General features: G+C 45.4%; 13 protein-coding genes. 7 read left to right on the top strand and 6 right to left on the bottom strand.

The window, feature by feature from the left end:
* Nucleotides 1-78 precede the first annotated feature (78 nt).
* Nucleotides 79-816, top strand: a complete 738-nt coding sequence (locus AB4161_RS22245) for a sulfite exporter TauE/SafE family protein (RefSeq protein WP_017069205.1) — start codon at nt 79-81, stop codon at nt 814-816.
* A 104-nt stretch (nt 817-920) separates the two neighbouring features.
* Here AB4161_RS22245 and AB4161_RS22240 read toward each other — a convergent pair whose 3' ends face one another.
* Both AB4161_RS22240 and AB4161_RS22235 read right to left on the bottom strand, forming a co-directional pair.
* Complete coding sequence (locus tag AB4161_RS22240) at nt 921-1,694, bottom strand: murein L,D-transpeptidase family protein (RefSeq protein WP_017067270.1); 774 nt, start codon at nt 1,692-1,694, stop codon at nt 921-923.
* A 2-nt stretch (nt 1,695-1,696) separates the two neighbouring features.
* Nucleotides 1,697-2,179 (bottom strand): GNAT family N-acetyltransferase, encoded by a 483-nt coding sequence (locus AB4161_RS22235; RefSeq protein WP_017064907.1) that lies wholly within the window; start codon nt 2,177-2,179, stop codon nt 1,697-1,699.
* Nucleotides 2,180-2,398: 219 nt separating this feature from the next.
* On the opposite strand from AB4161_RS22235, the gene AB4161_RS22230 reads away from it, so the two are divergent.
* The 3 genes from AB4161_RS22230 (at nt 2,399) to grxB (ending at nt 4,682) form a co-directional block, all read left to right on the top strand.
* Complete coding sequence (locus AB4161_RS22230; protein ID WP_017060561.1) at nt 2,399-3,379, top strand: Gfo/Idh/MocA family protein; 981 nt, start codon at nt 2,399-2,401, stop codon at nt 3,377-3,379.
* A gap of 164 nt (nt 3,380-3,543) precedes the next feature.
* Nucleotides 3,544-3,702: a hypothetical protein gene (locus tag AB4161_RS22225; RefSeq protein WP_004733064.1), complete on the top strand. Its 159-nt coding sequence runs from the start codon at nt 3,544-3,546 to the stop codon at nt 3,700-3,702.
* Between the two features lie 347 nt (nt 3,703-4,049).
* The gene (gene grxB / locus AB4161_RS22220) at nt 4,050-4,682 is read left to right on the top strand and encodes a glutaredoxin 2 (protein ID WP_136981872.1); all 633 of its coding nucleotides are present in this window, start codon (nt 4,050-4,052) and stop codon (nt 4,680-4,682) included.
* 159 nt (nt 4,683-4,841) lie between these two features.
* Here the strand turns inward: grxB and AB4161_RS22215 are convergent, their stop codons facing one another.
* Nucleotides 4,842-5,675, bottom strand: coding sequence for a pyruvate, water dikinase regulatory protein (locus AB4161_RS22215; RefSeq protein WP_017060559.1), 834 nt, complete (start codon nt 5,673-5,675; stop codon nt 4,842-4,844).
* Between the two features lie 178 nt (nt 5,676-5,853).
* Here AB4161_RS22215 and ppsA point away from each other — a divergent pair, with 178 nt between their 5' ends.
* On the top strand, nt 5,854-8,226 hold the full coding sequence (ppsA, locus tag AB4161_RS22210) for a phosphoenolpyruvate synthase (protein ID WP_372084329.1): 2,373 nt from the start codon (nt 5,854-5,856) through the stop codon (nt 8,224-8,226).
* A 103-nt stretch (nt 8,227-8,329) separates the two neighbouring features.
* Here ppsA and AB4161_RS22205 read toward each other — a convergent pair whose 3' ends face one another.
* Together AB4161_RS22205 and AB4161_RS22200 are read right to left on the bottom strand one after the other, a co-directional pair.
* Nucleotides 8,330-9,121: a hypothetical protein gene (locus tag AB4161_RS22205; protein ID WP_017060557.1), complete on the bottom strand. Its 792-nt coding sequence runs from the start codon at nt 9,119-9,121 to the stop codon at nt 8,330-8,332.
* Nucleotides 9,122-9,187: 66 nt separating this feature from the next.
* Nucleotides 9,188-10,543 (bottom strand): serine hydrolase, encoded by a 1,356-nt coding sequence (locus AB4161_RS22200; RefSeq protein ID WP_136981874.1) that lies wholly within the window; start codon nt 10,541-10,543, stop codon nt 9,188-9,190.
* Nucleotides 10,544-10,635: 92 nt separating this feature from the next.
* Between AB4161_RS22200 and AB4161_RS22195 the strand changes: the two genes are divergently transcribed.
* Both AB4161_RS22195 and AB4161_RS22190 read left to right on the top strand, forming a co-directional pair.
* Nucleotides 10,636-11,610: an AraC family transcriptional regulator gene (locus AB4161_RS22195; RefSeq protein ID WP_017071579.1), complete on the top strand. Its 975-nt coding sequence runs from the start codon at nt 10,636-10,638 to the stop codon at nt 11,608-11,610.
* Nucleotides 11,611-11,872: 262 nt separating this feature from the next.
* Complete coding sequence (locus tag AB4161_RS22190) at nt 11,873-13,207, top strand: MATE family efflux transporter (protein ID WP_136981875.1); 1,335 nt, start codon at nt 11,873-11,875, stop codon at nt 13,205-13,207.
* A gap of 108 nt (nt 13,208-13,315) precedes the next feature.
* On the opposite strand, the gene AB4161_RS22185 is transcribed toward AB4161_RS22190, so the two are convergent.
* Nucleotides 13,316-13,534, bottom strand: a complete 219-nt coding sequence (locus AB4161_RS22185; RefSeq protein ID WP_136981876.1) for a phosphonate metabolism protein — start codon at nt 13,532-13,534, stop codon at nt 13,316-13,318.
* Nucleotides 13,535-13,644: the final 110 nt, after the last annotated feature.

Genomic DNA, 13,644 nt, shown 5'->3' with positions numbered 1-13,644 from the left:
TGAGTAGGAGTACATTCCGCTACTCACTTGGTTTCATTAGCTCGCTCTATTTAGACAGCTTCATTGGTTACTTAATTTATGGATCTCATTTTTAGTCCAACCTTCCCAATTTTGGGTGCAATCTTCATTTTCGCCGCTATTGTTCGTGGCTTCTCAGGTTTCGGTTTCACCTTAGTGGCATTGCCATTAAGTGCGTTATTCGAGCCTGTTATCGAACTGGTTCCTGTCTTCATGTTGATCGATCTCCTAGGCAATGTTCAATTACTGCCTAAAGTTCGAAAGCATGTTAACTGGCGCTGGGTTTTAAAGGTATTTATCCCTTGTTTTGCCTTCACACCAGTCGGCTTACTTCTGCTTAAATCCGTTAGCCAAGACACGATCATCTTGATCATCAGTGCCTTCATTTTTGCGTCTGCACTTATGATCTACAAAGGTTTCCAGTACAAAAGCGAACCTAGATTTACTCCCTATATTCTAGGAAGCCTTGCGGGTGTAATGAACGGCGCGGCTTCGATGTCAGGGCCTCCAATTGGCACTCATGCATTAGCAAGCCCAGTCGCTCCGCACATTGCCAGAGCAGGCCTGATAGCCTTCTTTGTATTGGCTGATTCCACTGCGTTTGTTTCGGCATCTATCGCTGGGTTAGTCGACCGCGATGTAGTTTGGCTGACTCTCGCGCTTCTACCAAGCAGCATGTTTGGCGGTTATGTGGGTTCTAAACTGTTCGAAAGATTTGGTGGAGCGAAGTTTAAGCCAGTCACCATTGCATTGCTGATTGTGATTGCAATATTCAGTGCAGGTCGAGTCTTACTGTAACGGCTTTAGCGTTTAATTTTGGACGTTGCTTTTACGAATTGGTTTCGCGAATTGATTGCGCTAATTGACTGCGGAAAGTGATTAAGAAAACTGGGTACCAATGACTACCATTCGATATGGATAGGGGTACCCATTTTTACAAGTTGGAGAAACTCATCCATATCTTGATTGGTTAACGCGATACAGCCATCCGTCCAATCAAAACTTTGAATAAAGCTCGGCGAACGACGCTCGCCGTTTTTGATGCCATGGATTTTGATGTTTCCTCCAGGATCTACATCATTTTGCTCTGCCCATTGCATATCCGAAGGTTGCGGATAGTTAATATGTACTGAGCGATAAAAGTCCGACTCTTCCATCACATAATCGAGCTGGTATTCCCCTTCCGGCGTTCGGTTGTCCCCTTCAAAGCGTTTATGCCCTTTCGGTTGTTTGCCTAGCGCAATACGAAACTCCTGAATCACCTCTTCACCTTTTAGCAGATACATCCTACGTTTCGATTTATCGACTTTAACTAACGTAACCACTTGCGACAGCGAATCTATCTCAGATGCGCTATCCGGTACGTTGTAAAACTGTCGAGAGGAACTTTGAGGTGGACGTTTTGATGACCCTTGAGAAAGCTGAGCTACCTTTTCATCAGGGCTACTGTTAAGAACATCATCCACAATAATCACATGCTCGGAGTTTGAGCTCGTGGAAGAGGTTGAGTTAGATGAAGACGTTGAGACACGTTGAGAATGAGCCGGTGCAGACTCGAATACGATGGTTTCGATAGCGGTCGCGTCAGAGACTATTTTCTCGACCACGACTTGCTCAGCATTCGCGTTCGAAGCCACAAACAGTAAACACAGTGATAAAGGCAGAAACAGACGCACCTTTAGATCTCCTCAAAACGCATGGACATGGTTCGTGACTGAGTTTCCATTCCTAACGACTCATAGAAACCCTGAGCTTGTTGGTTAAACTCCATTACCTCCAACCTAAGTTCTATCGCTCCTCTCGCCTGCGCCCATTGATTAAAAGACTTCATTAACGCTCGACCAGCACCTTTGCTCTGAACCTGATCGTTCACCACAATCGTATTGACCCTTGCCACCTTGTGCGGCTGAATAAAACTGACGCCTTTGTTCTGCGTTACCTTACCCGCTAAAAAGCCAACGACTTGCTTGTCGTCTACTGCAACCAAGAAAGCGCCAAGTGGGTCAAGCATCAAACCTAACCAATACTCTTCACTGTCGGCCAAGCCTTGTGACGCTGGTGCAAATACCATAGGCGCACCAAGATGATGTTGACGGTTTATCTGCTCAGAGAGCGCTAAGATCGCGTTAATATCAGTTACCTTGGCCGTCCGGATTTGCATATCATCACCTTGTTTGAATTCAATAACACCTTAGCAAAAATGGCTTAGTTGTGCACCGTTACACTGGTCAACTCAGACGCTCTGTGAAGGCTGAACATTAATATTAGGCACTATGTTTAGGGAAATTGTTCCGTAAATCTCAGGCACATTGCCAGCCGTTGAGTGCTACTATCTCTGCAGAATCAATATACTAACGACGACTAACGACTGGATACCTATATGATTAAGTTTGCTGTAATTGGAACCAATTGGATTACACAAAAGTTTGTTCAAGCTGCGCACGAATCTCAATCGATGCAACTTGCTGCGGTTTACTCTCGAAATCTAGACAGCGCGGCACAGTTCGCCCAAGAATTTGACGTTGAAACCACGTATGACTCACTCGACGCATTGGCCAATGACAACACTGTAGAAGCCGTGTACATCGCTTCCCCTAACTCACTGCATTGCGAGCAATCTATCTTCATGATGGAACACGGCAAGCATGTTATCTGTGAAAAGCCGGTTGCATCAAATATTGATGAAGCAACACGCATGTTCGAAGTCGCTGAGAAAAACGGTGTGGTGCTGTTTGAGGCGTATAAATCTCAATTCCTACCGAACTTTAAGCAAGTTCAACTTGGGTTAGAAAAGATTGGCAAGGTACATAAAGCACACATCAACTACTGCCAGTATTCATCGCGCTACCAAAAATACCTAAACGGCGAGAACCCAAATACCTTCAACCCAGCTTTTTCTAACGGCTCATTGGTCGATATTGGCTTTTACTGTGTTGCCGCGACAGTCGCGCTATTTGGCAAACCTGAAAACGCACAGGCTTCTGCAAAGCTACTTGATTCAGGTGTCGATGCTCATGGCTGTGCGATCTTCCAATACCCTGAGTTTGATGTGACCCTTGCGCACTCCAAAGTCAGCGACTCTTATGCGCCAAGCGAGATCCAAGGTGAATTAGGGGCGATCATCATCGATCACATCGCTGAATGTACTGACGTTAAGATCCGCTACCGCGATGGCACGGTAGAAAACCTTACTCAAGCACAAAGCGAAAACTCCATGAGTTACGAAGCGCAGGCCTTTGCTAGCTGCATTGCTGGCGACAACGCAACACAAGCGCAGGCCCAACTGCGCGCTTTAACGGTTGCGAAGTTAATTACAGAGATGCGCCAACAAGTTGGTGTAGTGTATCCAGCGGATAAATAACGTCACAGCGTAAGTTAACAAACTGATTTTTAATACATAATTATTTATACATAACTGAATTTAATCTTTACGACAAATAACCGGATTAGTTGATTGAGGTCCCATCTGTTTAAATCCGCGTTCGATATCTATCGTATTTATTTAATTTATTGAAGGTGTGTAAAGTGTTTTCAGTTGATGATCGCGTTGTAGCAACAAAAGGTGTTGAACTAGGTGAAATGGTAGTAACTGGCCTAAGTGCTGGTGGTGGCTACGTTCACGTTACAACGGTAGAAGGCGCAATGACGCTTACTTACCCAGCGCAAGATCTTAAAAAAGCATAGTTTAACCACTCTGCCCTTTTAGTAGTCACTCTACTAAAGGTAACAAAATTGAGGCTTTGGCTGACTTCACTCTTCTGCATTAGAGTGAGCAGCCAGAGCCTTTTTTATGCCCGTCATTTACCCACCAGCTTTCTCATTAGCTTACTCGTTACAATAAAACCGCACTCAACTGACAATAGAATTAGGCAACGAGTTTCTACACTAGGTGCTTATTCTCATCGTTCTCTTGATATTCCCGTGCACTTAATCGCAGTGAATAGTTCTTGTTAACAAAGGCTTATTGTCTGCGAAAGTTTCTGGTACATTAGCATCATCTTATACTAAGAAAGACCCGAATGAGGGAAGCTATGAAGCTTTACATTTACGATCACTGCCCTTTCTGTGCAAGAGTCTCCTACATTGCTCAATCGCTAGGCTTGAACATTGAGCTTGTTTCTGTCGATTATGATGATGCCCAAACCCTTATCGATCTGATCGGTAAAAAGATGGTACCCGTCTTACAAAAAGACGATGGCTCTATCATGGCAGAGAGCCTAGATATCATCGCGTACTTCATGGACTTGAAATCAAGCGATGAGCAGCGTGTGCCATCTGAGCAAGTGACTGTGTTCCAAACTCGCGCATTCCCTCTTACTCAACAGATTGGACGCCCACGTTGGTGGAACCTCGACTTGGCTGAATATCGCTCTTCTGGAGCCAAAGAAGCTTGGCGTGCCTGTAAAGAGACCGAAGGTTTTAACTTTGAAGAACTGTTAGAAAAGACGCCTCAGTTCGTTCAACTGATTAACCCATTACTGAAAGATGCCGAACTCTTACTGGATCTAGAGAATGGTGAGTCATCACTGCCTCTAATCGATCAAGCGGTGTATTTCTCGATGCTTCGTGGCTTTTGCGTAGAACCAAGCATCAGTTGGCCACCAGCACTTGAACGCTGGTTAGAAAAGAAAAGCGAAACGCTAAAGCTGTCTTTACTTCGCTAGAAAGCTATCTCGATTAAGAAAGCAAGCTCTGATTAAGAAAACAAGCTCTGACTCGCAAGCGACTACAACGAGCACAAACAAAAAATCGAAGCTCTCAGGTGTAAACTGCGAGCTTCGATTTTCTTTTATCTGGCCATTCTATTTCTCTAAGGCTTTGTCTTACAGCAGACGCCTTCTCAAACCTGTTCGCTCCAAGATTCGTGTCGAAATTTCTTCAACCGATAGTGAAGAGGTGTTGATGTAAGGTATCGCTTCTCGACGGAACATCGCCTCTACCGTTTGCAATTCATACAAACATTGTGAGTCACTGGCGTATTCGCTGCCTGCTAAGCGGTTCTCACGAATTTCAGTGAGCCTTTCTGCATCAATGGTCAAACCAAACAGCTTATGTCGGTAAATCTCAAACTCTGGCAACAGCTTTAAGCGTGCCAAGTCATCGTGGATAAATGGGTAGTTTGCTACGCGTAAGCCAAACTGCATCGCCATATACAAACTTGTTGGTGTTTTGCCACTTCGAGAAACACCCAACAAGATGATGTCGGCTTCTTCCAGCCCTTTTAGCGTGATGCCATCATCATGCGCGAGCGTGTACTCAATCGCAGCAATACGGTCGAAATACTTCACCGAGTCCTTGTTTACACTGCGTGAGCGCTGCAACTTAGGAACAGGCGCCATCTGAATGTCATCCTGTACTTTCTGCACGATGCTCTCTAACACGTCATAACAGTGCGCGGGCGCTTCTAGCAATTTGGTTTTGATATCAGGTATCACAATCGAAAAGAACACTAGCGGTTCTAATCCGGTATCACGATACGAAATTTCAATCTCTTTTAATAAATCAGAAAGTTTGTCCTCACTTTCCACAAACGGAAAGGTTTTTTCATTGGCTTTAAAAGGGAATTGACCTAGAACAACATGCCCTAAAGTCTCACATGTTATGGCCGTTCCATCAGAAACATAGAATACATCACGACTTTGGATATCAATTTGCATTTTTTATTTAATGTTTAAAATTATTTTGAGTAGGATGGGAACCATAATATATATAACAAAACCCTGCTGACTATTACGTCCCCCACAGCTTTAGAAAATAATTTACATTTTTTTAAACTGACACGTAATCGTTTGCCTTTAAATCCCTACAATGCTTGCTATGTTTCTGGAGAAATAAATGCAAAATAATACCCTATGGTTCAATGGCCTATCCATGGAAGATGTCGACAAAGTCGGCGGTAAGAACGCCTCACTGGGCGAGATGGTTTCTAACCTGTCCAATGCTGGTGTTTCTGTACCTAATGGTTTTGCTACCACCTCTTATGCGTTTAACGACTTTCTTGACTACAAAGGTCTTGATGAGCGCATCCACCAACTACTTGATGAACTTGATGTTGAAGACGTTGACGCACTGCGTAAGACAGGTGCAACGATTCGACAATGGGTTCTAGATGCACCCTTCCCAGAATCACTAGAGCAAGACATCCGTGAGAACTACCGTGAGCTAATTGAAGACAACGAAGAATTGTCTGTAGCGGTTCGTTCATCGGCAACCGCAGAAGATCTTCCAGATGCTTCTTTCGCAGGCCAGCAAGAAACCTTCCTTAACGTGAAAGGCATCGACGCGGTACTCGAAGCAACCAAGCACGTTTACGCGTCACTGTTTAACGACCGCGCTATCTCTTACCGTGTACACCAAGGCTTTGACCACCGTGGCATTTCATTGTCTGCGGGTATCCAGCGCATGGTTCGCTCAGACAAAGCCTCTTCAGGTGTGATGTTCACGCTTGATACTGAGTCTGGCTTCGACCAAGTGGTATTCATCACCTCTTCTTGGGGCTTGGGTGAAATGGTTGTACAGGGCGCAGTGAACCCAGACGAGTTCTACGTTCACAAGCCAATGTTAGAAGCGGGTCACTACCCAATCGTTAAAAAGACGTTTGGTTCTAAGTTGATCAAGATGATCTACTCGACCAATCAAGAAATCGGCAAGCAAGTCGATATCATCGACACCGACACTCAAGAGCGTAACGAGTTCTCACTCAACGATGAAGAGATCAAAGAGCTAGCAAAACAAGCGATGATCATCGAGAAGCACTACCAACGTCCAATGGACATTGAGTGGGCGAAAGATGGCATCGACGGCAAGCTTTACATCGTTCAGGCTCGCCCAGAAACCGTATGTTCTCAAAGCGACCAAAACGTTATCGAGCGTTACGAGCTAAACAACAAGGCGGATGTCTTGGTTGAAGGCCGCGCAATCGGTCAACGTATCGGTTCTGGCTCAGTTCGTTTGGTTGATTCACTAGACCAAATGTCACTGCTTCAAGAAGGCGACGTACTGGTAACAGACATGACAGACCCTGATTGGGAACCTGTTATGAAGAAAGCATCTGCGATTGTCACTAACCGTGGCGGCCGTACTTGTCACGCTGCGATCATTGCTCGTGAGCTAGGCATTCCAGCAATCGTTGGTTGTGGCAGCGCAACAAGCAGCCTAAACGATGGCGATACCGTGACAGTGTCATGTTCAGAAGGCGAAACAGGCTACGTTTACAACGGCGAACTCGACTTTGAAATCAAACGTTCTGAGGTTGATGAGCTACCAATGCTACCGACTAAAGTGATGATGAACGTGGGTAACCCAGATCGTGCTTTCGATTTCGCGCAGATTCCAAACGAAGGCGTCGGCCTTGCTCGTCTAGAGTTCATCATCAACAAGATGATCGGTATTCACCCGAAAGCACTGCTCAACTTTGACGCACAGTCTGATGAGCTTAAAGCTGAAATCACACAGCGTATTCGTGGTTACAAAGATCCTATCGATTTCTACGTAGGCAAACTAACAGAGGGCATCGCGACCATCGCTTCTGCATTCTGGCCTAAGCGTGTGATCGTACGTATGTCTGACTTTAAGTCGAACGAGTACAGCAACCTAGTCGGCGGTAAAACGTTTGAACCGCATGAAGAGAACCCAATGCTGGGCTTCCGTGGTGCATCTCGTTACATCTCACCAGTATTCGAAGACTGTTTCGAGCTAGAAACTCAAGCGATCAAACGCGTTCGCAACGAAATGGGCCTTAAGAACGTTGAAATCATGATCCCATTCGTTCGTACTCCAAGCGAAGCGGCATCGGTTATCGACATTCTGGCTAAATTCGACCTTCGCCGTGGCGACCAAGGTCTGAAAGTGATCATGATGTGTGAGCTACCATCGAACGCAATCTTGGCTGATGAGTTCTTGAAGTACTTCGATGGCTTCTCTATCGGCTCAAACGACATGACGCAACTGACACTTGGCCTCGACCGAGATTCAGGCGATGTGGCACACCTCTTCGATGAGCGTAACCCAGCCGTGAAAGCAATGCTGAAAATGGCGATCGATGCGGCAACCAAAGCGGGTAAATACGTGGGTATTTGTGGCCAAGGCCCATCTGACCATGACGACCTAGCAGAGTGGTTAATGGAGCAAGGCATCAGCTCTGTTTCACTAAACCCGGATACGGTTATCGATACGTGGTTGAAGCTAGGTAACGTTGCTAATAAATAAGTAAATAAGTAAATAAGTAACGCTTCACGCGGTACCTTAACGACAAAAGCCAGTCACGTTGACTGGCTTTTTTAGGTTCTTTCCAAATTAGCTGGCTAGAGCGCTAGAAGTAGTATCTCACACCAACCCAAGCTTCGGTTTGCCAACCATTCGGCATTGGCACACCTTTCACATCAACATCCGCTTTGGTAATGTCATAGCGCGTATTCAACCACCAAGTTCTTGCAGTGTTCATCGGCACATTTAACGATGTTTTAAATGAGAAGTTTTGCATGTCGATATCATCACCAGAAAGATCTTGCCACTCAGGAACCAAAGACACATAAGCGCCAGAGTCACCGAGATGCTTCGCGGTAATCAAACCAAGCGAGTATCCCGTTAAATCATCTTTAGATGAAGTGACGCCAGGGATCTCCATACTACCAGTCATCAGTCCTGCTCTTGGAAATACCAGGAATCCACCGGTATAAGCTGGATTAATCGCAACAACACCGCCAACCGACAATAAGTCATTTTTAATACTGTTGCGCGTATTAATATAATCTAATGAAAGACCCACTTTAGGCGTAGCTTTCGTCCCTGTTTCAAAGACGTGGAAGTACTGAATTCTAGAGTTGCTGTACTCTGTACCGAATTTGTCTGGATCGCGAAGTGCTGTGTTGCTTTCATCGACAAACGTCCCTTCGGCCAGTAGGGCAAACTGCTGACCGTTTTCTAAACCGCCAGAAACTTGCCCTTGAAATTGGATATCTGAACTACCATTCAGCATCAATGCAGCTTGAGTATAAACTTTAGTGACATCAGCAGGATCGATAACACGTTCGGAATCTGAATCGGCATGTGCAGGAAGGGCTAGACCTAAACTCAACGGGATTAATAGAGCAAACTTTTTCATTATATCTCTCGAAAGTCGTTTGCTTCCTCCTTGAAGCCTGGAACATCCTGTTAGGTAATAAATAGATTACTTCTCAGCAAGTAGTTTTGCTGCCGAACGCATTAGTGCAGGGCCTTTATTCTCACCAAAACCTGAGTGGTATGGGTTGGTTGAGAACATCACACCCACAAAGTCACGCGCCGGATCGATGTAAATAAATTGGCCTAGGTTGCCGCTTTTCGACATCGCACCATCGTTGAAAATGAAATCAAACTGGTATGCGTTGTAGTCTGCTTTTTCGTTGTATGCGTGCAGTGAACTGCTCTCTTTACTAGTACCTACGAATGCTTTTGGATCACCGCCGTTGCGGATACGATCAATCACAGCTTGTGACACCACTGGCTCATCAGCCACCGCTTTCCAGCTAGGTGTAAATAGTGTTCCCCAGCGAGCCATATCTTCTACCGTTGATGAAACCAAGCCAACCGCGATCGCCATGCCATCTGGCGTCAAGTTGAATTGCATTGGTTGACGTGCGTGCACTTTTGACCAAACACGATCTTCGAATACTTGAGTCCAAGTTTTGTTTTCAACGTTTTCAACTAACTTAGTCAGCACCATGGTGTTGATAGATGCATAACGGAAGTGGTCACCGGCTTTTTCACCTGCGAGCTTTTGCGCGCCCTTAGCCACGTCCATCCAAGTTTCCATCTCACCCGTTTTTGCTCTTGGTGAGTTAAACGATGCCGCAAAGAAACGCACCACATCAGAGTCTGGGTTCAAGATAGACTCTAATGTCTCTTCATTGTCTAGAGCGGTCGACATGTTCAGAACTTGGTGTACTGTGATGCCATCCCAGTTCGTTCCTTTCAATTCAGAAACATACTCAGCGATCTCTTTTTCAGGGTCGACTTTGCCCTCTTCCACTAACATTGCGATCACTGTGCCAACCGTCGTTTTTGCTGTAGATGCCCAAACGTGCGTATCTGTCGGCTTCATACCTGGGTAAGCTTCGTAAACGATCTCCCCTTTGTGAATCAACATAAAGCCTTGGGTACGGAACTGTTCATCCGCCAAGTACTCATCCATTGTCAACTGACCTTTGCTTTCAGTATCAACTTTCAGTGCAGCGAGTCGTGGGTCGATATTTTTGACTAAAGGCTTGTACTCTTCGTTTGGAGCCGCCAGTGCCGTTGGTAGAAACTCACTCATGTGCATGTTGTAGTAAACGCTGTGGTCGCCGCCCATCTGCCAATGAAAGTTATTGAATAACTCACGAGCTGAGTCAGTAAAACTTGGGGTAAATGCTGTGCTCGCCTCTTTCACGGTCAAGGTAACTTGAGCACCTTCAACTTTCAGAGCTTCTTCAACTGGGTTTGCTGCAAGAGCAAATGATGATGGGGTCGCTAACGATACTAGAACGGCAATGTGTTTAAGTTTCATAATTGTTCTCCTGTTTGGGTTAGGAAAAGTATAGGGAGATGCGCTACACTTAATTAGGTCACTTGATGACATTTAATGGTAGGCACAAAACAATGAAAGCATCATCGAACACCACCAGCATACTGCTCACTTCGACCAGTAACATTGCTCCATATATTCAGTATTGTGACAAACATAGACTGGATTGGCGCACCGTCGCCGTTGCGTGCGGTCTACCCATTGAACTGACACAATCCAATCAATGGCTTCCTACACAAGACGTGATTCGCTTCATTCATGGCCTTGAGCGTAAGTTTGGCTATTCGATAGGGATTGAGGTTGGACGTAAGGCCTCTCTAGAGCAATTGTCACCTGAGCTAGACCGAAAAATTGAACAATGCACTTCTCTCGAGCAAGCGGTACGCTGCTTGATTACTGAAATATCGACCTTAAGTAATCACGTCACCATATGGACGGAAAAAAGCGATGGATTGTGGTGGCTGTGTCATCGAAGTTGCTATCACCCATCGACCTCAGGTTTTGAACAAGCAGAATGGTTTCGCGCCCTGACCGTGATTAGCCTATGCCGTAAGTTCATTGACAGTCGCTGGCAACCATCACACGCCAAGTTGGTCTCTAAGAACAACAGCGCACGTAAATTACCTAAGCATTTCTTTGATTCTGATATTCAGTTTGAAGAGCAATACGGTGCGTTCTCGATTCCGCTGCCCGATGATTATCGTGCCATTTCAGAACGAAATAGTACCCAAGATTGGCATCACGCTGTCGAGATATTAATAGACACCTATGCGACTCTACCTTGGTTCAATATTGAGTGGTTTGCGACCATGCTCGGCATGACAAAACGAACGCTGCAGAGAAACCTGAAGAGCAAAAACATTCTCTTTAAACAAGCCAAAGAACAAGTTCGGGAAGCTAAAGCAAAACAGCTACTTGAAGAGACCAACCTTTCTGTTCAAGACATCAGTTGGCAAGTGGGTTACAGCGACTTGAGTAATTTCAATCGTGCATTCAAAGGTTGGGTTGGAGTCACGCCACCAAGTTATCGGGATAAAGCGAAACATTAGAAATAGTCGAATGGAAAACCTTTAGACCCAATCCGCTAATATAAAACTCAGAAACAAGATACGACACCTTAAATTTCAATAAGCGAACGCATAAAGTTGCATTGCACAATGCTCACATACCGATGAAACTGTGCAAAGGTAATATCGATAGATTTAATGACATTTATTGGTATCGAGCTAACGTTACGTTATCCTTTACGCAATTCTTCATTGAGTGGATTGTCACTACGACAAACCTACCTTCAAGACTGATAAGAGTGTTATGAATTCTACGACCGCAACTCCCTCGCCTTCTCTTGGCCGACAACTCTATACAATGACATGGCCAATGCTGTTTGGGGTGCTCTCCCTGATGAGCTTCCAACTTGTAGACAGTGCTTTTATTGGCCAGTTAGGCGTACTGCCGCTCGCGGTTCAAGGCTTCACGCTACCAATTCAGATGATCATTATCGGGATTCAAGTCGGACTAGGCATCGCGACAACGGCTGTGATCGCGAGAGCTATTGGGGCTAACGAGATACGCTATGCCAAACAGCTCGGCGGATTAGTCGTTGTGATGGGCAGTGTGAGTGTCGCGCTGTTCTCGGTCATCATCTATCTGTTGCGTGGTCCTATTTTACAACTCCTCGATGCACCACCGACGGTACTGCCGATCATTGATTATTACTGGATCTATTGGCTGGTAAGCTCTTGGACAGGCGCACTGCTCTACTTTTTCTACAGTGTGTGTCGTGCCAATGGTAATACCATGCTGCCCGGTTCGATGATGATCGCGACCAGCATCATCAACTTGATATTGGACCCGATTTTCATATTCACGCTCGACATGGGCATCAACGGAGCCGCGATTGCGACCATCTTGGCGTTCGGTGTGGGTATCTTTATCGTTGCTCCTAAGGTAACTAAGAAGCATTGGATGACATTCGACTGGCACGATCTTGATATCGGCAAGAGTATTCGTTCTATAGGAAACATCATGGGGCCTGCGATGATCAGTCAGCTACTGCCACCAGTCTCTTCGATGCTCGCCACCAAACTGCTTGCAGGCTACGGCACAGCAGCCGTTGCAGCTTGGGCGCTAGGTTCACGTTTTGAGTTCTTTTCGATTGTTGCAGTGCTTGCTCTGACTATGTCGATGCCACCTATGATTGGCCGAATGTTGGGAGAAAAGAACCTAGGGAACATACGTAGTCTTGTGAAGATTGCCGTGATGTTTGTATTAGGATTCCAATTGGTGATCGCACTGGTAACTTGGGTGTTCTCTGGCGGGTTGGCAAATCTCATGACCAGCGAAGACGAAGTCTCGACCATTTTGAACTACCACTTACTTATCGTTCCTATCAGTTTAGGGCCGTTGGGTATCTGTATGCTGATGGTTTCTATCTCGAATGCGCTTGGTAAGTCTTATACTGCCTTAACGATATCAGCACTGCGCCTGTTCGCCTTCTTCTTGCCTTGCTTGTGGATTGGTTCGCAGCTTGCTGGTATTGAAGGCCTGTTCTGGGGTGCCATGGTGGGTAATGTGCTTGCCGGTACATGTGCTTGGTTTATGTACCAACGCGCACTTGGGCAAGTCGAGGCTAAGCTTTCTAATTAATCAGTTAGCGAACTAAACGGCTTGCCAGCTAAACCGCTATAAAGTTATTAAACGAAAAAGCAGCCACTTAGGCTGCTTTTTTAGTTTCAGACTTAAAATATATTGGGGTTAGACTTGCTCAAAGTAAGCCAAAAACTCACCGCAATCTTTTTGGAATGGTGGCAATATTTCTGCTAGTGTTTCATCATCCCAATGCCACCATTCAAAGCTTTCTAATCGCCCGGCATAGCTAGGACGCAGTTGCCAAACGCAATCGAGTATGGCGGTACGCCTTAAGCAGCGGTTACCAACGAAAACAATCAAGCAGTTCAGGCCCTGCATCAACATAAATGAGTTAATCATTCCATTGTATCAAAGTACTTCACCAGCCTAAAACTGCAGTACTTCAGTTTCATTCGGGACCATTTTAAAAGGAAGTTATACCAATTAAAGTAAAA

Origin of the sequence: Vibrio sp. 10N.286.51.E5 (assembly GCF_041469125.1) — a bacterium.
In the GTDB taxonomy this organism is placed as follows: Bacteria; Pseudomonadota; Gammaproteobacteria; order Enterobacterales; family Vibrionaceae; genus Vibrio; species Vibrio crassostreae_C.
Note: the sequence above shows the minus strand (reverse complement) of the source record. Positions and strands in the feature narration are given on the sequence as shown.